The sequence below is a fragment of the Streptomyces sp. CNZ301 genome, assembly GCF_004217425.1.
In genome coordinates, this window is the sequence record NZ_SHLG01000002.1 from 438,651 (window position 1) to 458,469 (window position 19,819).

Consider the following 19,819-nt stretch of genomic DNA (forward strand, 5'->3'; position numbering starts at 1 on the left):
GCTGCCACGGGAGAACGCCCGGCCGGTGCCAGAATGCCCGGCATGGAACGATCTTCCTCAGCGGCAGTCGGTACAGCGATCCCCTCCGGCCCGGCGACCGGCTCCGGCAGCGCCCCGGTGAGCACGGAGCCCGCCCGGGCGCCTGCGGACACAGCCGGGGCCGGGGGCGGTGGTGATGCCGGTCTTCCGGGCATCGCCCACGCCTGGGCCGCGCTGGGAGGCGACGGTGCTCTGCTGGAGAGGGTCTCCTGCACACGGCGAGCGGTGCTGCCGGCCCGGCTGCCCGTACTCGAACTGGCCCGCGCGTCGGTCGCGGTGTGCTCACTGGCCGCAGCCGAGCTGTCGTCCGTACGGGCGGGAGGTACCGGGACGGGCAGCAGCGCGGGCGGCGCCGGCGACAACGGCCCCCTCGCGGTTCCGTCCGTGCAGGTCGACGACGGCGCGGTGGCCACCTCGTTCACCAGCGGGCGCCATCTGAGGACGGACGGGCGCGCCCCGGTGACGTTCTCCCCGCTGTCCCGCTTCTGGCGCACCGCGGACGGCTGGGTGCGCACCCACGCCAACTACCCGCACCACCGCACGCGGCTGCTGTCCGCCCTCGGGATCTCCGTCGAGGACCGCGACGACACCACACTCGCGGAGATCCTCGCCACGGAACTGGCCCAGCGTGACGCCGCCGAGGTCGAGGAGACGGTGCACGCGGCGGGCGGCCTCGCCGTGGCTGTCCGCACGCCGCAGGAATGGGCGGTGCATCCTCAGGGCGCGCAGTCCTCCCGCCGTCCGTTGCTGTCGACGGCCCGCATGGACCAGGCGCCCGTCCGAGCCCTGCCGGAGCCTTCGGGCCACGGCCCGATGCACGCGGTGCGCGTGCTGGACCTCACCAGAGTCCTCGCAGGTCCCGTCGCCACCCGGGCACTCGCGCTGTTCGGCGCCGACGTTCTGCGCATCGACGCCCCGCAGCTTCCGGAGAACCTGGACACGCACGCCGACACCGGCGCCGGAAAGCGCTCGGCGCTCCTCGACCTCTCGTCCCGGTCCGGGCAGGCGGCGTTCGACGAACTGCTGTCGTCGGCGGACGTCGTCGTCACCGGTTACCGTCCCGGGGCGCTTGACCGCTTCGGACTCGCGCCCGAGTCGCTGGCGGACCGCCGGCCGGGAGTGGTCGTGGGCCAGCTCAGCGCCTGGGGCGCGTACGGGCCCTGGCACAGAAGACGCGGCTTCGACAGCCTGGTGCAGGCGGCGAGCGGAATCGCCACCGTCGAGGGCCAGCGGGACGAGGCGGGCGAGGGCATTCCGGGTGCCCTGCCGGCGCAGGCCCTCGACCACGGCACCGGCTATCTGCTGGCGGCCGCGGTGATGCGGGCCATGACCGAGCAGCGGCGTGGCGGGCGCGGGTCGAGGCTCGTGCGGCTGGCGCTCGCCCAGACCGCCAACTGGCTGGTCGACGGGCTGACTTCGCAGCTCTCGCCGTACGCGCGGGCGGAGGCGGCAGACGCCGCGGCCCAGGACCAGGCCGATCCCGCCCCCTGGCTGGCCGAGGCGGACAGCCCGCTGGGCCGCCTGCGCTATGCGCTGCCGCCCGTCGCCTACGACGGGTCTCCCTCGGACTGGCCGCATCCGCCCGGCATGCCCGGCACGGACCCCGCTGCCTGGTGGTGATCCGGGCGGGACGGCCGCCCGCCGGGCCGCGAGTTCGCCCTACAGGGACTCCTGGCCGTGACCGCTGTGGCCGTGGCCGCTGTGACCGTGACCGCTGCTCCCGTGGTCGCGGTGGCCTCCGGGCGGCCCGCCGTGTCCCCAGTGGCGGTCCCGTCCCTGCCTCCGCTCCCGGCGCTCCAGCTCCCGCTTCTGGCGCCGCTCGGCGCGCAACTTCAGTTTCTCCTCACGCGGGATCTTCCGTACGACGGCGACGCCGCCCATCATCGTGACGCCGGTGATCACCACGTGCGGTGCGTCGGCGTCGCCGAATCCGGAGGCGGAGGAGTCGAATCCGCCCATGATGCCGACGCCGCGGACCTCGACGCCGACGCCGGGCGGCACGGTGACGCTGAAGCCGCCCATCAGCGCGAAGCAGCGAATGACCACGTTCCGGTCCTCGAAGCGGGCCTCCCGCAGGTCCAGTTCGCCGCCGCCCATGAAGCCAAGGGCGGTGAAGACGCGCGGCACCGTCCACTGGCCACGACGCCCGAATCCGCCCATGATGCCGATGCCCCAGCGTGAGGTGGCGCTTCCGCCGATCCGTTCCGCCCACCGTCGCGTCTTGCGGAGCGACGGGGGCGGCGACTCGTCCAGGGCACCGGCCCTCTCCGGCGAGCGGCCGGCGGAAGCACCTTCGTCCCCGTGGTGCGGGAGATCGCGTACGAGAGGCACCAACTCCCCGCGTGTGCGGGCCCGGTAGGCGCTGTCGAGGCGTTCCTGGAACTCGTCCATGCCGAGCCGCCCTTCGGCCAGCGCATCGCGCAGACGTCTGCGATGCGCTCCCGTTCGGCGTCCGAAGCGCGCATTTCGGGGAGTTCGTCACTCATGTGGTCACCCTATTACGCACCGTTGCCCCCGGAATCGGCTACTGGACGGACGCGAGAAGCCACTCGGCCAGGGCGACGGCCGCGAATCCCAGCACCAGCACTCCGGTGGCGACACGGGTGCGGCCACGGCGGCTGAGCACGATCGCGGTGCCGGAGAGGATGAGCGCGATGCCGTAGAAGCCCATGGTGAGCACGGAGGGCGCACTGCCCAGGCGTACGACGAGAGCGACGGCCACGGCCACCATGACGACGCCGGAGACGACGATGCGGACCCTGCGTGCCTGCCGAGGCGTCAGACCGGTACGCGCGTCCGCTTCCCCCTGATCCCCCTCTGCTCCCGGTGCGGGCCCGGGTCCTTCGTCACCGGTGACCGCTGCGGCCGCCCCGTCCCCGGTGGTCTCTTCTTCGGTCGGCGCGCTTATGTTGGCTTCGGGCATGCCGGGAGGTTATCCGCATTCGGCACCGCCTGTCGCGCGAGGGCCTGCCAGGGCCCAGGGCGGCCGGACCGGCGGGGAGATCAAGCGGGCGGGAGCCCAACTCCTCGCCTACGAGGGCTCCTTGTACGTCCACTCGCGCAGATCGGCGCGGCTGTCGAACTTGGCGAGGTTCGTGTCGATCGGGTCGTCGGTGTACTGGTGGAAGTGCCACGGGTGCTCGATCCCGGGCTTGCCCGGCTTGCCGTTGTAGTGCGCTATCCACAGGCCGTCGCCGGCGAACGACGTCGTGTCGTGGTTGAACCAGAAGTTGGTGTTGCAGTAGAGCAGGACTCTGGTGTGGGGGCGTTCCTTCTGGACGTACTTGATGAAGTAGTCCTTCTCCGAGTTGGAGACCTCCGAGTCCTCCCAGTCCAGGACGAGCATGTCGCCCTTGACCAGGTTGATCTTCGACATGAAGTAGTCGGCCTGCTTCTTCATGCTCCCGGCGCGGCCGAAGTGGTAGAAGCCGGTGACGAGTTCGGCGTCACGCGCCGTCTTGCGCTGCGCGACCCACTTCGGGTTCGTGTACGACGTGCCCTCCGTGATCTTTATGAAGACGAAGTCGAGCCCTTTCGTGCTGTAGTCCGACGGTTGGTACGACGAGACGTCGACGCCCTTGATCACCCTGCACTCCTTCTGCCGTCCGGCCGCGCGGTCATCAGTTCCGATACCCGTAAGTCGGCGCACCGTACCCCGAACGGGCCGCCGTGGGGCGCCGATCGGGCGCTCCGGGCGGCACCGCGACCGCGGGCCCCAGGGCGTGCTCCGGCGCGTCCCCCGCCGCTCGCGGCCCCCGGCGGGGAGGATCGGTGCGGGTGCGGCAGCGGGCGCGCCCGGCACACTGGCACAGACGCACACGCGACCGAGGAGTCCGACGATGGCGACGACACGCACCGCTCACACCGTGTGGAACGGCGATCTGAAGAAGGGGTCGGGTGAGGTCACCTTCGACTCCTCCGGCATCGGCACCCAGTCCGTCACCTGGGCATCGCGCGCGGAGGAGCCAAACGGGAGGACCAGCCCGGAGGAGCTGATCGCGGCCGCGCACTCCAGCTGCTTCTCGATGGCGCTCTCCAACGGGCTCAACTCCGCGGGCAAGCCCCCGACGCGGCTGGAGACGCGGGCCGACGTGACGTTCCAGCCGGGCACCGGCATCACCGGCATCCACCTCACCGTGCAGGGCGAAGTCCCGGGCATCGACGAGGCCTCCTTCACCGCCGCGGCGGAGGAGGCGAAGACCAACTGCCCCGTCTCCCAGGCCCTTTCGGGCACCACCATCACGCTGACCGCCAAGCTGAGCTGAGCCGGGCCGCAAGCGGGCACGAGTCCCGCTGCCGCACGGGAGCGGAGGAGAGATGCCCGAACTGCCCGAGGTCGAGGCGCTGCGCGACTTCCTCGACGACCGCGTCACCGGGCGCACGGTGGAGCGCGTCACGCCCGTCGCGATCAGCGTGCTGAAGACGTACGAGCCGCAGCCCTCCGCGCTGGAGGGCCGGACGGTCACGGGGGTCTCCCGGCACGGGAAGTTCCTCGACCTGGAGGCGGGAGGTCTGCATCTGGTCGTCCACCTGGCCCGGGCGGGATGGCTGCGCTGGCGGGATTCCGTCCCGGCGGCGCCGCCCCGCCCCGGCAAGGGGCCGCTGGCTCTGAGGCTGTCGCTGGCCGGACCGGAGCAGGGCGGCGAAGGCGGCGGTTTCGACCTCACCGAGGCAGGAACGCGCAAGCGCCTCGCCGTCTACTGCGTGGACGACCCGGCACAGGTGCCGGGCATCGAACGGCTCGGGCCGGACCCGCTCGCCGACGACTTCACCCGGGAGTCCTTCGCCGGCCTCGTGCGGGGGCAGCGCCACCGGATCAAGGGGCTGCTGCGGGACCAGAGCGTGATCGCCGGGGTCGGGAACGCCTACTCGGACGAGATCCTGCACGCGGCACGCCTCTCCCCGTTCAAGATCGCGAGCGAGCTCTCGGAGGAGGAGGTCACCGGGCTCTACGAGGCTCTGCGCTCCACCCTTCAGGACGCCGTCGAACGCTCGCGGGGGCTGGCCGCCGGAAAGCTGAAGTCGGAGAAGAAGACGGGTCTGCGGGTCCACGGCCGCAAAGGAGAGCCGTGTCCTGTGTGCGGGGACATTGTGCGGGAAGTCTCATTCAGTGATTCTTCCCTGCAGTACTGCCCCACCTGCCAGACCGGCGGGAAGCCGCTCGCCGACCGGCGCATGTCCCGGCTGCTGAAATAGCCACGGCCCCGGGCCCGGAGAGTGCCGCTGTGCAGGGGGCGTACTGTGGCGCGACGAAGGGTCCACCGATGCCGAACGTTGAGGGAACGGGAATGTCTGCCGACGAGCTGGACGAGTTCGCCACAGGCCTCGCCCATATGGCACGCGATCTGCTCGCCCAGGAATCCGTGCAGAAGACCCTCGACCGGCTCGTGGAGTACGCCGTGGAGCTGGTTGACGGCTGCGAGGCCGCGGGTGTCATGACCGTGGAGAACCATCAGGTCAGCACCCTGGCCACCACCAGCGACGTGGTACGCGCCTCGGACCGCATCCAGGGCGAGGTCGGTGAGGGCCCCTGCTTCGACGCCGCACGGACGCCGAAGGAGGTCTACCGCATCGCCGACATGAACACGACCGTCAAGCGGTGGCCCCGCTACGCACCCGAGGCCCGCAAGCTCGGCGTCGGGAGCATGATGGGCTTCCTGCTCTACACCGAGGACGACAACCTCGGGGCCCTCGACCTCTACTCCTCCAAGCCGAAGGTCTTCACGCCGCGCTCCGAGCACGTCGGCTGGCTGCTCGCCTCGCACGCGGCGGTCGCCTTCTCCAGCGCACGTACGCACGCGCAGATGAACGCCGCCATGGAGACGCGGCACAGCATCGGCGAGGCGATAGGCATCGTCATGGAGCGCTACCACCTTGACGAGGACCAGGCCTTCGCCGTGCTGAAGAAGAGCTCACAGGACCGGAACATCAAGCTGCGCGAGATCGTGCGCGTCGTCACCGACACCGGCGAGGTCCCCGGCGCGAAGCCCCGCTCTTAGGGCCTGGGCGACGACAGCCCCTGGGCCGCCGTCCACTGAGATCATGGCGCGATGGAACGCATTCGCCAGACAGTCAGCTCCGGGTCGCCGCTCGAACCGCAGATCGGGTTTTCGAGGGCGGTCCGCAAAGGGGCGTACATTGCGGTCGCCGGAACCGCCCCCATCGGCGACGACGGTGCCACCGTGGGGCAGGGCGACGTCTATGCCCAGACCGTCCGATGCCTGGACGTTGCGGAAGCCGCGCTGAAAGCGGCGGGGGCGTCGCTGGGAGACGTCGTGCGGACCCGCGTCATGCTCACTGACGTGACCCGCTGGAGGGAAGCCGCGCAAGCCCACGGAGAGCGGTTCACTTCGGTCCGTCCCGCGTGCACCTTCGTCGAAGTCTCGCGCTTCATCGATGCCGACTGGCTCGTCGAAACAGAGCTCGACGCCGTTCTCGACTGAAGGCCGATGCGGCGATCCCGGTTTCCGTCCCGGCCGGCCTTCCCGGGACCGTGCTGCGGGAGACCGCGCCGCCGCAGAAAGCCACCGCGAAAGGCCGCCGCAAAGAGGGGCCGCCCGGCCAACAGCCGGCCGGGCGGCCACTTCAAGATCTTCGTCCGTCTCCTAGTGCTTCCCCCGCATGACCTCGCTGAGCATCTTCAGCTTCCCCTTGCTGCTGCTGCGCTTGGACGAGCTGGTGTGCCGGTAGCCGAACGGGCCCGGCAGGTCCATCGACGTCGTTTGGCGACCGTTCGAGTTGACGGTGCGGCGCGGGCCCTTCTTGCCGCCCGTGGTCACCGACCACGACTTGCGGTTGATGTTCAGCTTGACCCCGGGCAGCACCTGAAAGCTCTTACGGAACGTCAGCGGCATGATCGCCTCCTTGTGTCAGGACCGCTGCTGTCCCTCGTGCCCGTGATCGTTCACGGCATGCGCCGGTCGTCCGAACCGGCCGACGCGACCTCGCCCTGCGGGCGGAAGACCAGCTCATCGTCCTCCGCATCGACCAACAGCCGGGTGTGCGGTTTCAGTTCACCGCTGAGCAGCATCCGCGAGAGCTGGTTGTCCACCTCGCGCTGGATGGTGCGGCGCAGGGGCCGCGCCCCGTACTCGGGCTGGTAGCCGCGCCTCGCGAGCCACTCGACGGCGGCGGGCGTGAACTCCACGGCGAGGTCCTGGGCATGGACCCGGTGCCGGGTCTCGTCCAGCATCATGTCGGTGACGGTGCGCAGTTGCTCGTCGGACAGCTGCCGGAAGATGACGATCTCGTCGATGCGGTTGAGGAACTCGGGACGGAACTGCTCCCGCAGCGGCCGCAGTACGCGCTCCCGCCGGGCGTCTTCCTCTTCCTCCTCGTCGCCGCTGCCGAAGCCGAGGACGGCGCCGCGTCCCGTGATCGCCTCGGAGCCGAGGTTGCTGGTCATGACGATGACCGTGTTGGTGAAGTCGACGGTGCGGCCCTGGGAGTCCGTCAGGCGTCCGTCGTCGAGCACCTGGAGCAGGAGGTTGAAGACGTCGGCGTGCGCCTTCTCGATCTCGTCGAGAAGCAGCAGCGAGTACGGGTTGCGGCGCACGGTCTCGGTCAGCTGGCCCGCGTCCTCGTGCCCGACGTAGCCGGGCGGAGCACCCACGAGCCGGCTGACGGTGTGCCGCTCCTGGTACTCGCTCATGTCGAGGCGCACCATCCGCTCGTCCGTGCCGAAGAGCGAATCGGCGAGCGCGCGGGCGAGTTCGGTCTTCCCCACGCCGGTGGGACCGAGGAAGAGGAAGCTGCCGATGGGCCTGTCGGGGCTGGCCAGTCCGGCCCGGGAGCGCAGCACGGCGTCGGCCACGGCGGAGACCGCCTCGTCCTGGCCGATGACGCGTTCGCGCAGCCGGTCCTCCATGCCGAGCAGGCGCTCGCGCTCCTCCTGGGTGAGGCTGCTGACGGGGATGCCCGTCTGGCGGGAGACGATGTCGGCTATGTCCTCGACGGTCACCTCGGCGATGCGCCCGTTGGGGTGCTGCTTGCGTTCGCCGCGGCCGATCTCCTCCTCCAGCTCCGTGAGCCGGTCACGCAGCTGTGTGGCGCGCTCGTAGTCCTCGGCCGCGACGGCCTGGTCCTTGTCCCGGCTGACGCGTTCGGCCTCGCGCTCCAGCGCCCTCATGTCGGTACCTCGGGTCGAGTTGCGCAGCCGCACGCGGGCACCGGCCTGGTCGAGGAGGTCGATGGCCTTGTCCGGGAGGAACCGGCCCGTCAGGTAGCGGTCGGAGAGCTCGACGGCCGCGATGAGCGCGTCGCCGCTGTAGCGGACCTGGTGGTGCGCCTCGTAGCGGTCCCGCAGGCCCCGCAGGATCTCCACCGCGTCGGGCACGCTCGGCTCGGAGATCAGGACCGGCTGGAAACGCCGGGCGAGCGCCGCGTCCTTCTCGATGTGACGGCGGTGCTCCTCGAGTGTCGTGGCGCCGATGACGTGCAACTCGCCGCGGGAAAGCGGCGGTTTGAGCATGTTGCCGGCGTCCATCGAGCCGCCTTCGGTTCCGCCTCCGCCGGCGCCGACGACGGTGTGCAGCTCGTCGATGAAGACGATCAGCTGCTCGGACCGTGCGCGGATCTCGTCGATGATGTTGCTGAGCCGCTCCTCGAAGTCGCCGCGGTAGCGGGTGCCCGCGACGACGCCGGAGACGTCGAGCTGGACGACGCGGCGGCCCAGGAGGTTGTCGGGCACGTCGCCGTCGGTGATGCGCTGGGCCAGGCCCTCCACGATGGCCGTCTTGCCGACACCCGCCTCACCGATGAGGACGGGGTTGTTCTTGCCGCGCCGGGCGAGGATCTCGATGGTCTGCTCGATCTCCTCGTCCCTGCCGATCACGGGGTCGATGCGCCCGTCGCGGGCCATCTCCGTGAGGTCCGTGCCGTACTTGTCGAGGGTGGGGGTCTCGGAGCGCGGCTTGCCCTGGGCTCCCCTGCCGGGGGGCGTCTCGGCGCCGGGGGGCTGCCCTCCCGGGTACTGCGGAGCGCCCTGGCCGGGCTGCCCCGGCTGGCCGGGATGGCCCGGATGCCCGGGAAAGGGCCCGGAGGAGGCCGCACGCGGGTCGAAGTGGGCCGCGCCCAGGATCTGTCCGGCCGCCGAGTCGCGGTTGGCGGCGAGCGCGATGAGCACGTGTTCGCTGCCGATGTAGGAGGCGCCCCGCGCGCGGGCGATGTCGTGGGCGTCCAGCAGCGCCCGCTTGACGGCGGGGCTCACGGCGATGGACTTGCGCGGCGTGCCCTCCCCCACCTCGCGGTCGATGTTCTCGGCGAGCGTGTCGGTGTCCGCGCCGGCCCGGGTGATCATGGTGCGGGTCGGTTCGGTGGTGAGCGCCGCGCGCAGCAGATGCTCGGTGTCCAGGTCGCTGCTGCCGCGCTGGGCCGCGTACGAGGCCGCTTCGGAGATGAGCTGCCGGGCCGGTTCGCTCATCAGACGGAGAAAGTCGTAGTAGCGGGGGTCCCGGCTTCCGCCGCTGCCGCCCGACGGGTCGGCGCCCCCCAGGATCCGCCGTATGTACTCTCCGAACGGGTCCCTGCCGAAGTCCCGGGGACCCATGTACCCGCTGGTCATTGGAATCCGTCCCGCCGGCCCGGCGGCGCCGGGCCACGCTGTGTCGGCTTCATGTCGGCTTCATCGAGCTTGCGGTGCGGGGTTCCCCCGAAAGGCCGGGCAACACGTGCGCGGCGGTGTTCGCGGCGGTGTTCGCGGCGGTGTCCGCGCCGCGATTCCCCGGCCGCTTCAGCCCGCGGTGAGCAGCCCCGTCGCGACGGCGGCGCCGACGAGCCCCGCGGACTGCAGCCCGGTGGGGCGTTCCCGCAGGGCGGTGAGCCCGAGAAGCACCGGTATCGCGGGATACAGCGAGGAGAGCACGACGGCGACGGTGACGGTCTGTTCCCGGGTGGCCAGGAGGTAGAGCACGAGGGCGAGCGAGGCGGCCATGCCTGCCGCGGCGGCGCCGGTGGCTCGGCGCGGCGTCAGCACCGTCCACGCGGCCCGCGCCGTGGTGCCCGCCCCGTCGGCAGCCGCCGCCCGCGGCCCCGCGGCACGCAGCGCCGCGAGCGCCGCGGGCAGGATCACGGCCACGGCGGTGACGCGGCCTGCCGTGACGGGCCAGATGCCGGAGCCCTGGCCGGCCTGCGCGAGGGCCGCGTACTGGAGGGCGATTCCGGCGCCGGCGGTGAGTCCGTCCAGGGAGGCGCCGGTGACGAGGGCCGGTGCGCCGGGCGCGGGCGCGCTGCGTGACGTCAGCCAGAGGGACGGCACGGCGACGAGGATGCCCAGCCAGGACAGCGCCGACGGACGGTCCCCGAGGACCGCGACGGCCGCCAGTACGGGCAGGGCCAGTCCGCCCACCGCGCTGACGGGCACCACGACGCTCATGGCTCCGCGGCTCATCCCCCGGTAGAGGAAGACCATGCCCAGGCCGGTGCCGACCCCGGAGAGCGCTCCCCACGCGAGGTCGGGGAGCTCCGCTCCGGGCGCCGGGAACAGCGGCGCCACCGCCAGGGTGACCGCGAGTCCCGCGGCCTGGCCGGTGAGGGCGACGAGGGCGAAGCCGGCACGGCGCGCGAGCAGGCCGCCGGTGAAGTCGGCCACGCCGTAGAAGACGGCGGAGGCGAGCGCGAGGAGCGGACCCATCAGTCGCGGCGCGGAGCGGCGCCCGCACCGCTTGCGCCGCCTGCGCCACTTGCGCCACCTGCGCCACCTGCGCCACCTGCGCCGGACCCTCCCGGCCGGCCGCGCCGCTCGTCGCGCTGGGCCTGTTCCCCGCGCTCGGTCTGTCCGTCGCGCTCGGCCTGTCCGACGGGGCAGACCGCGCCGCCGTGAACGCAACCCGCGCGGTCGCAGAGGCGGCACAGCAGATCGGCGTTGCCGACCTCCTCGTAGAGCCGCGTCAGAAGCTTGGTCAGGAGTGCGTCGAGCCTCTCCCGTTCGGCCTCGTCCAGTACGTCCACGATCTGGTTCAGCGGGGTGCCGCGTGCGGCGAGCATCGCGCGGGCGGTGCGGGTGCCGGCGGCGGTCGGGGTCACGGAGACCCACCGGCCCGGCCCCGGGCGCCGCTCGACGAGCCCGCCCGCTTCGAGCGAGTCGACCATGCGGGCGGCGGCGGGCTGTGAGAGGCCGACGCGGCGGCCGAGTTCGGTGACGCTCAAGCCCGGCGAGGCGGAGAGCACCACCAGCGCGGCGGCGCCGCTGGCGCTGGTCCCGGCCGCCTTGGTGGCTCCGGTGAGAGCCAGGTCGGTCACGGCGAGCGCGGTGGCGCCGAGGAGATTGGCAGTGCGGTTGGCATCATGCATGACTCATGCATACAGCGTTGCCGGTGCAGTCTCAACCCCTCGGACCGGATGCGTGCCGAGCCGGCCGGCATCCGGCATCCCGCCTCCTTTACCGAGGAGGACGTCGTCGTCGTCACCTCCTGTACGGGCGTCGCCCGGCGTTGTACGGACCGCTGCCCGTACCCCCGTGCGACGCAAAGGAGTTGGACCTCACATCTTCGGCAACGACGTGGGGCGCTCATGGGCGGGACGAAAAGCAAGCAGGCCGGCAAGAAGAACGACGACCGGCCCGCCATCTGGGTCGGCTACGGAAAGCTGCTGAAGCTCTTCCGCGAGAAGGCACGGCTGACGCAGGAGGAGCTGGCCGAACGCATCAGCTACTCGCACGAGTCGGTTGCCTCGGTGGAGCAGGGCCGCCGTCCCGCGAAAGCCCCCTTCACCGCCGCGGCAGAGCGTGTACTGGAGGCGGGCGGTGCGCTGCAAGTCCTCCAGGAGGAGGTCGACTTCGCGAAACTCCCCGCGTTCTTCCGGGACTTCGCCCTGATCGAGATGGAGGCGGTGAGCCGCAGCTCGTACGACCCACTGATGGTTCCTGGACTCCTGCAGACGCAGGACTACGCGCGCACCCTCTTCGAAGGTCACTGCCCGCGCCTTTCGGAAGAGGCAGTCGAATACAGCGTCGACGCGCGCATGAGCCGGCAGACGCTCCTGACAAGGACACCGACCGTCGAATTCGCTTTCGTCATCGGGGAGTCGGCGCTGCGCAATCCGGTGGGGAGCCGCGAGGTCATGCGACGTCAGCAGCAATACCTTCTGGAGCAGAGCGGGTTGCCCAACGTCGAGATCCAGGTGATGCCCGCGGAATACGGCTACCACCCGGGCCTGGAAGGACCGATCGTCCTCGTGGAGACGCTGGAACACCAGCGGTTCGGCTATTTCGAGTCCCAGGGCATCGGTAACGTCGTCAGCGATCCTGCGCTGGTGAGCGCCTTCGGGCTCCGGTATGGCAAGCTGCGGTCGCAGGCTCTGCACACCGGGGAGTCCGCGAGGTTGATCGAGCAGTTGGCAGGGGAGCAATGAGCGCTGAGCGCATCATCGACGCCGACAAGTCGGTTTGGTTCAAAAGCAGTTACAGCGGTTCCAGCGGCGGTGACTGTCTCGAAGTCGCCGCGGGTGCGGGCTCGGTGAACGTGCGGGACTCGAAGTCCGCGCACGGGCCGGTGCTTTCGGTTCCGTCACGGCAGTGGACGACATTCGTGGGGTTCGTCGCGGGCGCCGAGCGCCGCTGAGGCAAGGACGAGGGCGAGCTCTCAGCCTGCCGCACCCCTGCCCCGGATCTCGTCCAGGTCCCTGGCGGACTGTTCGAGCAGAGCCCGCATGGCCGCCTCCGCACCGTCGGTGTCGCGCGCCCGTACCGCGTCGAGGACGGCCCTGTGGCTGGGCACCGGGTTCTGCGGGCGGTGGCCTGAGGCGTGGACGAGCCGGTCGCGGTAGGCGAGGCCGGTGGCGATGACCATCTCCATGCGCTCCAGCATCTCGTTGTGCGAGGCCGCGAGCAGGGCGCGGTGGAAGGCGAGGTCGGCGTCGACGGCCTCGTCGCCGACCTCCGAGGCACGCTCCATGGCGGCGAGTGCGTCGTCCAGCGTCGCGAGGTCCGCATCGGTGCGGCGTTCTGCGGCGAGCTGTACGGCCGCCGGTTCGACGATGGCCCGCACCTCGCCGAGGTCACGCAGCAGAGTGTTGCCGGCGCCCGCGTCCGGGCCCTCGGCGGACTCGAACTGCCAGCGCAGCACGTCCGCGTCGAGGAAGTGCCAGTCGGCGCGGGGCCGCACGAACGTGCCCCGTTTCTGCCGTGCGTCGACCATCCCTTTGGCTGCGAGCACCTTCAGCGATTCGCGCAACACGGTGAGGCTGACGCCGAGTTCGGTCTGGAGCGCGCCGAGGTCGAGTGTGTCTCCCTCACCGATGCGGCCGCTGAGTACCCGGTGTGCGATGGCCTCGACGGTCTGGCCGTGTACTCCGCGGCGCGCGTAACCGGACATGCCCTGCTCTCCTTCTCCGATGCCTTCTCGGGTGCCGGTCCGCCCGGAGCCCGCTTCCCCTCCCCCGGGGGTCCGCCTCATGCCGAGGACCTCATGACGAGGACTTCATGACGCTCCACCCGCCGTCGACGAGGAGGCTCGCGCCGGTCACGTACGACGCCTCCGGCGAGGCCAAGTACGCGACGGCGGAGGCGACTTCGTCCGGTGTGCCGAAGCGGCGGGCCGCGGTCTCCGCGACGCTGGCCGCCCGTTCCTCCTCGGGGACCCGGTCCCACAGCCCGGTGAGGACCGGGCCCGGCAGCACGGTGTTGAACCGCACTTCGGGCCCGTACTCGACCGTCAACTGGCCGCACAGCGACAGCAGTCCGCCCTTGGCGGCCGCGTAGGCGGGGTGCCCGGGAATGCCGTGGTGTGCGTGGACGGACGAGACGAGGACGACTGCTCCGCGTTCGGCGCGCAGGTCCTCCAGGCAGGCGCGTACGCCGAGGAAGGCGGCGGTGAGCCCGACGGAGATCTGCCGGTTCCACGAGTCGGGCGTGGTCTCGTGGGCGGGCGCGACCTCGACCTTGACCGCGTTGCTGACCAGCACACCGACAGGCCCGAATTCGCGCGCGGAGCGGAGGACGCGCCGCCAGGCGCCGGGGTCCGCCACGTCGGCCGGGACGAAGACCGCGTCGCCGCCGCCGTCGCGTATCCCCTCCGCCGCCCGGGCGCCCCCCGGTTCGTCGACGTCCGCGACCACGACGGCGGCGCCCTCCTGCGCGAGGCGGTGCGCGGTGGCCGCGCCGATGCCCGAGGCGGCTCCGGTGACGACAGCGGTCCGTCCGTGGAAGCGGCCTGGAGCGCTGCCGGCCCCGGCCTCGGCGTCCTTCGTCGGCCCTGTCATCGGGCACCTCCTCGCTTCGTACGGAACCGGCCGGGGAGGGTTGACCCCTTCCCGAGGTGCACTTACGTTAATTCATAATTAATGGATTGAACCATGTGCGTGCGACAGCGACCGACGACCCGAAGGTGCCCGGCAGCATGAAGAGGTCAGACAGGCGGATCCACTTCGGCGGCGACTACTACCCCGAGCAATGGCCCGAAGAGGTGTGGGCCGAGGACACCCGGCTGATGAAGGAGGCCGGGGTCACGATGGTGACGGCGGGGGTCTTCGCCTGGGCGCAGGTCGAACCCCGGCCCGGCGACTTCGACTTCGGCTGGTTCGACCGCGTGATGGACAATCTCGCGCAGGCCGGTCTGCGCGTCTGCCTCGCGACGATGACCGCCTCCCCGCCGCCGTGGCTGACGCGGCTGCACCCGGAGGTCCTTCCGGAGACGGAGGACGGGCGCCGCAAATGGCCGGGCGGCCGGCAGCACTACTGCCCCTCCAGCCCCGTCTACCGCGAGTACGCGACCCGCCTGGTCGAGCAGGTCGCGGGCCGCTACGCGCAGCACCCGGCCCTGGAGGTGTGGCACGTCGGCAACGAGTACGGCTGCCACATCCGGCAGTGCTTCTGCGACGTCTCCGCCGCCGACTTCCGCCGCTGGCTGCGCGAGCGCTACGGCACCGTCGACGCTCTCAACGAGGCCTGGTCCACGGTTTTCTGGTCACAGCGCTACGACTCCTTCGACGAGGTGCTGCCGCCGCGCCTCGCGCCCACCTTCGCCAACCCCTCCCAGCAGCTGGACTACTGGCGCTTCAGCGACGACGCGCTGCGCCAGTGCTACCTCGCGGAGACGCAGGTGCTGCGCCGCGTCACGCCGGACGTGCCCGTGACGACGAACCTGATGCCGCACCACAAGCCCGTCGACGCCTTCGAATGGGCGCGGCACCAGGACGTGATGTCGCTGGACTTCTACCAGGACCCCCACGATCCGGACACCCACCTCTCCGCCGCGTACAACTTCGACCTGATGCGCTCGGCACGCGGCGGGCAGCCGTGGCTGCTGCTGGAGCAGGCGCCCGGCGCCGTCAACTGGCGTCCGCGCAACGGCCCCAAGCCGCCGGGCGCGATGCGGCTCTGGAGCTGGCAGGCCGTGGCGCAGGGCGCTGACGCGATCATGTACTTCCAGTGGCGGCAGTCGCGGGGCGGCGCCGAGAAGTTCCACTCCGCGATGCTCCCGCACGGCGGCACCGGCACCCGCATCCACCGCGAAGTCAGCGACCTCGGCCGCGAGTTGAGTTCCGTACCGGAGATCGCGGGGACCCGCTCACGCGCGGACGCCGCGCTGCTGACGGACTGGAACAGCTGGTGGGCGCTGGAACTCGACTCGCGTCCGTCGACCGCTCTGGACCAGACGCTGATCAACCGTGCGCACCACCGTGCGCTCTTCGACGCGAGTGTGGCCTGCGACGTCCTGCCGCCGTCGGGTGAACTGTCCGGCTACAAACTGGTCGTCGTCCCCAATCTGTATCTGCTCGGCGAGGACGACGCGCGCCGTCTGGCTCAGTACGTGGAGGGCGGCGGGCAGCTGCTCGTCTCGTTCTTCTCCGGCATCGTCGACGGCTGCGACCGGGTGCACCTGGGCGGATATCCCGCACCGCTGCGGGAGTTGCTCGGTCTGCGCGTCGAGGAGTTCTGGCCGCTGGACGAAGGGGTGAGCGTCCCCGTCGAGGGCGTGGCGCCCGACGGGCCGCTCGGCGGACCGGGCACCGAGGGCGATCTGTGGTCGGAGGCCGTCGAGTTGGAGGGCGCGGAGGCCGTCGCCGTCTTCCGCGGGGGCGAGCTGGCGGGACGCCCCGCCGTCACCCGCCACGCCTACGGCGCCGGCACCGCCTGGTACATCGGCACCCGGCTCCGGCAGGCCGCCATGCGCGGCCTGCTGGACCAGGTCCGTCAGGCGGCGGGCGTGGGCCCCGTACTGGCCGGGCTGCCCGAAGGGGTCCAGGCCACGGTCCGCGAGGACGACGAGCACCGCTTCCTGTTCCTGCTCAACCACGGCGACGAGGACGCCGTCGTGGAACTGCCCGAACCGATGCGTGACCGGCTGGGCCCTCACGGAACGGACCGGGTCACCGCGGTGACGCTGCCGCCCCGCGGGGTCGCCGTCATGGAGCACTGAGCCGCCGTCATGGGGCACTGAGAAGTCCGGCATTCCCCTACGCCCGGCGGGGACCCTCCCCCTACGCCTCCGGCGTGGGGGGACCCCCACAAGGAGGTCAGATGCCCGTCCGCAGGAAGGTTCTCTCATGGGGCGCCGCCGCGGCAGCGGCGCCCGCGCTCGCCGGGTGCGGCGAGTCGGCGGGCGCGGCGCGGCGCACGACGCAGGCACCGCGCAGGGACGGCGAGAAGGTCCAACTGGTCTTCTGGACCTGGGTTCCGCTGCAGAAGGCCGTGGCCCTGTGGAACAGGAAGCGTCCGGACATCCAGGTCCAGGTGCAGATCGTGCCGGCCAACACACAGGGCGGCTACCAGAAGATGCACTCGTCGCTGAAGGCCGGCAGCCCGCCCGACCTGGCCCAGGTCGAGTACTACGCGCTGCCTGAGTTCATGCTCGTGGGCGGACTGACGAACCTCAGCGAGCACGGAGCGGACAAGCTCAAGGACTCCTACGTCGACTGGCAGTGGAACCAAGGGGTCTTCGGCGGCGACGTCTTCGCGATGCCCCAGGGGTCCGGCCCGATGGGCTACTACTACCGCAAGGACCTCTTCGAGCGCTGGGACGTCGAAGTCCCGCGCACCTGGGACGAGTTCCGACAAGCCGCCGTCAAGATCAAGAAGCGCGGCGGCGGTTCCCACATCACGTCGTTCCCGCCGAGGAACGCCATGTGGTACGCGGCTTTCCCATGGCAGCGCGGTGCGCAGTGGATACGGTCCGAGGGCGACACCTGGCTGGTGGACATCAACAGCAAGGTCTCGCTCGAAGTCGCCGACTACTGGGACGGGTTGATACGGGACGGCCTGGTCAAGGTCATGCCCGACACCCAGAGCGGCTGGTACCGGGCCCTGCAGACGGGCCAGTTGGCCAGCTGGCCCGGAGCCCAGTGGGGCGACGCCCTGCTGCGCGGCAACACCCCTGAGACGAAGGGGAAGTGGCGTGTGACGACGCTCCCGCAGTGGGAGGAGGGCGAGTCCGCCTCCGCCAACTGGGGCGGTTCCTCCACGGCGATTCTCCAGGGCACCCGGCATCCCGCCGAGGCCATCGAGTTCGCGCACTGGCTCAACACCGACCCCGAGAGCATCGACCTGCTCGTCGCCGCGGGATACGGCTGGCCGGCCGCGCGCATCGATCTGGAGAATTCCGCGCTGGGCAAGGCGGACCCCTTCTTCGGCGGCCAGCGCTACAACGAGGTCTTCCAGGAGTCGGACAAGCATGTGGACACGTCCTGGAAGTGGGCGCCGACCACCATTCAGTCCTTCGAGCACGTCAAGGACGCCTTCGGCCGGGCGACGGCGGGGCACGGCACGCTCGTCGAGGCCCTCAACGATGTGCAGGGCCGGGTCCTGGACGACATGAAGGCCAAGGGACTCAAGGCGAGGAGCGCGTGATGCCGACGTCTTCCGACTCCACCGCAGCGGCCGCCGGGCCCGGCGCAGGCACCGGCCCGTCCGGCCCGTCCGGCGCCTCCGGCACGTCGCGCTCCGCAACCGGCGCACGGGCCTCCCGCCCCCGCCGCTCCTCCCGGCCCGACTCCGCCGCCTGGTTCTTCCTCGGCCCGTTCCTGGCGCTCTTCGTCTTCGCCTTCGTCCTGCCGATCGTCTACGCCGTGTACCAGAGTCTGCTGACGGTGGAGCGGCACGGGCCGCTCGGCCTCGGCGAACCCACGGTCGGCTTCGGGGGTCTGGAGAACTACGCACTCGCGCTCCAGCAGACCGACTTCATCGAAAGCTTCGGCCGGGTGCTGCTCTTCGGCGTCGTCCAGGTGCCGGTCATGCTGGTGCTGGCTCTCGTGCTGGCGCTGCTGCTCGACCAGCTCTCCCACCGCTGGGCAGGTCTGCTGCGGGCGTCCTACTTCCTCCCCTACGGCATCCCCGGTGTCATCGCCACGATTCTGTGGGGGTTCCTGTACGTCCCGGGCATCAGCCCCGTCACCGAGGCGCTCGGTGCGTCGTCGCCGGACTTCCTCGGCTACGACAACGTGCTGTGGTCGATCGCGAACATCGTCGTCTGGGAGTTCGCCGGCTACAACATGCTGATCATCGTCGCGCAGCTGAAATCCATTCCGCAGGAGCTGTACGAGGCTGCGAGGATCGACGGCGCCGGTCCCTGGCAGACGGCCCTGCGGATCAAGATTCCGATGGTGCGGCCGGCCCTGGTGCTCACCTGCGTCTTCTCCATCATCGGCACGATGCAGCTCTTCGCGGAGCCCCTCGTCATCCAGGTGCTCTCGCCGGCGGTTTCCAGCAGCTTCACTCCCAACCTCAGTGCCTACAACGACGCCTTCGCCAATGCCAACGTCTACCTGGCGGCCGCCAAGGCGGTACTGCTCGCCCTCGTCGCCTGCGCGTTGTCGTTCGGCTTCCTCACCCTCGTCACCCGCAAGGACAGGAGAAGGCGATGAGCGCGACCACAACTCCCGCCGGCCCCGGGCCCGAGAGCACCACCACGGGCGACGGGCCCGGCCCGGCCGCGGTGAACGCGCCCGCGGGTCCGCGCCGCATGCCCTCGCCCGGACGCATCCTGATGATCCTGGCGCTCGCCGCCGCCACCGGCTACTTCCTGCTGCCCGTCTACTGGCTCATCGTCGCCGCGACGAAGACCACCGGGAAGCTGTACGGCAGCAACGGGCTGTGGTTCGACAGCCCGCAACTGCTGGAGAACATCGGCAAGATCCTCACCTACGACGACCACATCTACCTCCAGTGGGTGCTCAACTCGCTGCTCTACGCGGGAGTCGGGGCGCTGCTGGCGACGGTGCTGGCGGCCGCGGCGGGCTTCGCGCTGGCCAAGTACCGCTTCCGCGGGCGGGAGGCGGTCTTCAGGTCCGTGCTCGCGGGCGTACTGCTGCCGCACACCGCGCTCGCCCTGCCCCTGTACCTGCTGTTCAACCAGATCGGGCTGACGAACACCTACTGGGCGGTGCTCATCCCCGGCGTCGTCAGTCCCTTCGGCGTCTATCTCTGCCGGATCTACGCCGAGTCGGCCGTCGACGACACCCTGCTGGAAGCGGCACGCGTGGACGGAGCGCGCGAGGGGCGGATCTTCTTCCAGCTCGTGCTGCGCCTGATGTCGCCGGCGCTGGTCACCGTCTTCCTCTTCCAGTTCGTCGGCATCTGGAACAACTACTTCCTGCCGCTGGTGATGCTCTCCGACGACCGGAAGTACCCGATCACGCTGGGTCTGACCACATGGCAGACCGCTGCGGAACGGCTTCCCGAACTGCTGCAGTACACGATCGGCGGCGCCTTCCTCTCGGTGATTCCGCTGGCCGCGGCCATGCTGGTCCTCCAGCGCTACTGGCGGACCGGTCTCACCGAGGGGAGCGTGAAGGGCTGACCACCACCACGCACGACAGGCCCGGGCCCGCCCGGTCCGCACCTGACGGA

The 19,819-nt window shown here is 70.9% G+C and carries 20 protein-coding genes; 11 read left to right on the plus strand and 9 right to left on the minus strand.

What is annotated here, in order from left to right; genetic code table 11:
• The first annotated feature begins 33 nt into the window (after positions 1-33).
• The gene (locus tag EV375_RS26105) at positions 34-1,659 is read left to right on the plus strand and encodes a CoA transferase family protein (RefSeq protein WP_486588816.1); all 1,626 of its coding nucleotides are present in this window, start codon (positions 34-36) and stop codon (positions 1,657-1,659) included.
• A 39-nt stretch (positions 1,660-1,698) separates the two neighbouring features.
• Here the strand turns inward: EV375_RS26105 and EV375_RS26110 are convergent, their stop codons facing one another.
• From EV375_RS26110 to EV375_RS26120, 3 genes are all read right to left on the minus strand, one after another.
• Complete coding sequence (locus EV375_RS26110) at positions 1,699-2,430, minus strand: DUF1707 SHOCT-like domain-containing protein (protein ID WP_486588817.1); 732 nt, start codon at positions 2,428-2,430, stop codon at positions 1,699-1,701.
• Positions 2,431-2,563: 133 nt separating this feature from the next.
• On the minus strand, positions 2,564-2,962 hold the full coding sequence (locus EV375_RS26115) for a hypothetical protein (protein ID WP_130302393.1): 399 nt from the start codon (positions 2,960-2,962) through the stop codon (positions 2,564-2,566).
• Positions 2,963-3,070: 108 nt separating this feature from the next.
• Positions 3,071-3,625, minus strand: a complete 555-nt coding sequence (locus EV375_RS26120; protein WP_130302394.1) for a glycoside hydrolase family 25 protein — start codon at positions 3,623-3,625, stop codon at positions 3,071-3,073.
• 253 nt (positions 3,626-3,878) lie between these two features.
• On the opposite strand from EV375_RS26120, the gene EV375_RS26125 reads away from it, so the two are divergent.
• The 4 genes from EV375_RS26125 (at position 3,879) to EV375_RS26140 (ending at position 6,482) form a co-directional block, all read left to right on the plus strand.
• Positions 3,879-4,304: an OsmC family protein gene (locus tag EV375_RS26125; RefSeq protein WP_130302395.1), complete on the plus strand. Its 426-nt coding sequence runs from the start codon at positions 3,879-3,881 to the stop codon at positions 4,302-4,304.
• A gap of 52 nt (positions 4,305-4,356) precedes the next feature.
• Complete coding sequence (locus tag EV375_RS26130) at positions 4,357-5,235, plus strand: DNA-formamidopyrimidine glycosylase family protein (protein WP_130302396.1); 879 nt, start codon at positions 4,357-4,359, stop codon at positions 5,233-5,235.
• A gap of 92 nt (positions 5,236-5,327) precedes the next feature.
• Complete coding sequence (locus EV375_RS26135; protein ID WP_130302397.1) at positions 5,328-6,038, plus strand: GAF and ANTAR domain-containing protein; 711 nt, start codon at positions 5,328-5,330, stop codon at positions 6,036-6,038.
• 51 nt (positions 6,039-6,089) lie between these two features.
• Positions 6,090-6,482, plus strand: coding sequence for a Rid family hydrolase (locus EV375_RS26140; RefSeq protein ID WP_130302398.1), 393 nt, complete (start codon positions 6,090-6,092; stop codon positions 6,480-6,482).
• A 162-nt stretch (positions 6,483-6,644) separates the two neighbouring features.
• Here the strand turns inward: EV375_RS26140 and EV375_RS26145 are convergent, their stop codons facing one another.
• The 4 genes from EV375_RS26145 to EV375_RS26160 all read right to left on the minus strand — a co-directional run bounded on the left by EV375_RS26145 (position 6,645) and on the right by EV375_RS26160 (position 11,328).
• A complete protein-coding gene (locus EV375_RS26145; RefSeq protein ID WP_130302399.1) occupies positions 6,645-6,893 on the minus strand; it encodes a DUF4236 domain-containing protein in 249 nt (82 codons plus the stop codon).
• Between the two features lie 50 nt (positions 6,894-6,943).
• Positions 6,944-9,601, minus strand: coding sequence for an ATP-dependent Clp protease ATP-binding subunit (locus tag EV375_RS26150; protein ID WP_207228468.1), 2,658 nt, complete (start codon positions 9,599-9,601; stop codon positions 6,944-6,946).
• A gap of 168 nt (positions 9,602-9,769) precedes the next feature.
• Complete coding sequence (locus EV375_RS26155) at positions 9,770-10,669, minus strand: DMT family transporter (RefSeq protein WP_130302400.1); 900 nt, start codon at positions 10,667-10,669, stop codon at positions 9,770-9,772.
• Complete coding sequence (locus EV375_RS26160; protein WP_130302401.1) at positions 10,669-11,328, minus strand: MarR family transcriptional regulator; 660 nt, start codon at positions 11,326-11,328, stop codon at positions 10,669-10,671. Before EV375_RS26160 ends, EV375_RS26155 begins: the two co-directional genes overlap by 1 nt.
• Before the next feature lie 219 nt (positions 11,329-11,547).
• Between EV375_RS26160 and EV375_RS26165 the strand changes: the two genes are divergently transcribed.
• A complete protein-coding gene (locus EV375_RS26165) occupies positions 11,548-12,387 on the plus strand; it encodes a Scr1 family TA system antitoxin-like transcriptional regulator (protein WP_130302402.1) in 840 nt (279 codons plus the stop codon).
• Positions 12,384-12,596, plus strand: a complete 213-nt coding sequence (locus EV375_RS26170) for a DUF397 domain-containing protein (protein ID WP_130302403.1) — start codon at positions 12,384-12,386, stop codon at positions 12,594-12,596. The genes EV375_RS26165 and EV375_RS26170 overlap by 4 nt, the downstream gene beginning before the upstream one ends.
• A gap of 21 nt (positions 12,597-12,617) precedes the next feature.
• Here the strand turns inward: EV375_RS26170 and EV375_RS26175 are convergent, their stop codons facing one another.
• Together EV375_RS26175 and EV375_RS26180 are read right to left on the minus strand one after the other, a co-directional pair.
• Positions 12,618-13,349 carry a FadR/GntR family transcriptional regulator gene (locus tag EV375_RS26175; RefSeq protein ID WP_130302404.1) on the minus strand — a complete coding sequence of 244 codons (732 nt, stop codon included), beginning with the start codon at positions 13,347-13,349 and terminating at the stop codon, positions 12,618-12,620.
• A gap of 91 nt (positions 13,350-13,440) precedes the next feature.
• Positions 13,441-14,235: an SDR family oxidoreductase gene (locus tag EV375_RS26180; RefSeq protein WP_130302405.1), complete on the minus strand. Its 795-nt coding sequence runs from the start codon at positions 14,233-14,235 to the stop codon at positions 13,441-13,443.
• 137 nt (positions 14,236-14,372) lie between these two features.
• Here EV375_RS26180 and EV375_RS26185 point away from each other — a divergent pair, with 137 nt between their 5' ends.
• From EV375_RS26185 to EV375_RS26200, 4 genes are all read left to right on the plus strand, one after another.
• Entirely contained in the window at positions 14,373-16,394 is a 2,022-nt protein-coding gene (locus tag EV375_RS26185; RefSeq protein WP_130302406.1) for a beta-galactosidase, read from the plus strand.
• 101 nt (positions 16,395-16,495) lie between these two features.
• The gene (locus EV375_RS26190; protein ID WP_130302407.1) at positions 16,496-17,821 is read left to right on the plus strand and encodes an extracellular solute-binding protein; all 1,326 of its coding nucleotides are present in this window, start codon (positions 16,496-16,498) and stop codon (positions 17,819-17,821) included.
• Complete coding sequence (locus EV375_RS26195) at positions 17,821-18,834, plus strand: carbohydrate ABC transporter permease (protein ID WP_130302408.1); 1,014 nt, start codon at positions 17,821-17,823, stop codon at positions 18,832-18,834. Before EV375_RS26190 ends, EV375_RS26195 begins: the two co-directional genes overlap by 1 nt.
• The gene (locus tag EV375_RS26200; RefSeq protein WP_486588818.1) at positions 18,831-19,769 is read left to right on the plus strand and encodes a carbohydrate ABC transporter permease; all 939 of its coding nucleotides are present in this window, start codon (positions 18,831-18,833) and stop codon (positions 19,767-19,769) included. Before EV375_RS26195 ends, EV375_RS26200 begins: the two co-directional genes overlap by 4 nt.
• Positions 19,770-19,819: the final 50 nt, after the last annotated feature.

Bases quoted from the DNA above. Each gene is read 5' to 3' on its own strand.
- EV375_RS26105 (WP_486588816.1), top strand. From the start codon at position 34: ATGCCCGGCATGGAACGATCTTCCTCAGCGGCAGTCGGTACAGCGATC.
- EV375_RS26110 (WP_486588817.1), bottom strand. From the start codon at position 2,430: ATGGACGAGTTCCAGGAACGCCTCGACAGCGCCTACCGGGCCCGCACA.
- EV375_RS26115 (WP_130302393.1), bottom strand. From the start codon at position 2,962: ATGCCCGAAGCCAACATAAGCGCGCCGACCGAAGAAGAGACCACCGGG.
- EV375_RS26125 (WP_130302395.1), top strand. From the start codon at position 3,879: ATGGCGACGACACGCACCGCTCACACCGTGTGGAACGGCGATCTGAAG.
- EV375_RS26130 (WP_130302396.1), top strand. From the start codon at position 4,357: ATGCCCGAACTGCCCGAGGTCGAGGCGCTGCGCGACTTCCTCGACGAC.
- EV375_RS26135 (WP_130302397.1), top strand. From the start codon at position 5,328: ATGTCTGCCGACGAGCTGGACGAGTTCGCCACAGGCCTCGCCCATATG.
- EV375_RS26140 (WP_130302398.1), top strand. From the start codon at position 6,090: ATGGAACGCATTCGCCAGACAGTCAGCTCCGGGTCGCCGCTCGAACCG.
- EV375_RS26145 (WP_130302399.1), bottom strand. From the start codon at position 6,893: ATGCCGCTGACGTTCCGTAAGAGCTTTCAGGTGCTGCCCGGGGTCAAG.
- EV375_RS26150 (WP_207228468.1), bottom strand. From the start codon at position 9,601: ATGACCAGCGGGTACATGGGTCCCCGGGACTTCGGCAGGGACCCGTTC.
- EV375_RS26155 (WP_130302400.1), bottom strand. From the start codon at position 10,669: ATGGGTCCGCTCCTCGCGCTCGCCTCCGCCGTCTTCTACGGCGTGGCC.
- EV375_RS26160 (WP_130302401.1), bottom strand. From the start codon at position 11,328: ATGCATGATGCCAACCGCACTGCCAATCTCCTCGGCGCCACCGCGCTC.
- EV375_RS26165 (WP_130302402.1), top strand. From the start codon at position 11,548: ATGGGCGGGACGAAAAGCAAGCAGGCCGGCAAGAAGAACGACGACCGG.
- EV375_RS26170 (WP_130302403.1), top strand. From the start codon at position 12,384: ATGAGCGCTGAGCGCATCATCGACGCCGACAAGTCGGTTTGGTTCAAA.
- EV375_RS26175 (WP_130302404.1), bottom strand. From the start codon at position 13,349: ATGTCCGGTTACGCGCGCCGCGGAGTACACGGCCAGACCGTCGAGGCC.
- EV375_RS26180 (WP_130302405.1), bottom strand. From the start codon at position 14,235: ATGACAGGGCCGACGAAGGACGCCGAGGCCGGGGCCGGCAGCGCTCCA.
- EV375_RS26185 (WP_130302406.1), top strand. From the start codon at position 14,373: ATGAAGAGGTCAGACAGGCGGATCCACTTCGGCGGCGACTACTACCCC.
- EV375_RS26190 (WP_130302407.1), top strand. From the start codon at position 16,496: ATGCCCGTCCGCAGGAAGGTTCTCTCATGGGGCGCCGCCGCGGCAGCG.
- EV375_RS26195 (WP_130302408.1), top strand. From the start codon at position 17,821: ATGCCGACGTCTTCCGACTCCACCGCAGCGGCCGCCGGGCCCGGCGCA.
- EV375_RS26200 (WP_486588818.1), top strand. From the start codon at position 18,831: ATGAGCGCGACCACAACTCCCGCCGGCCCCGGGCCCGAGAGCACCACC.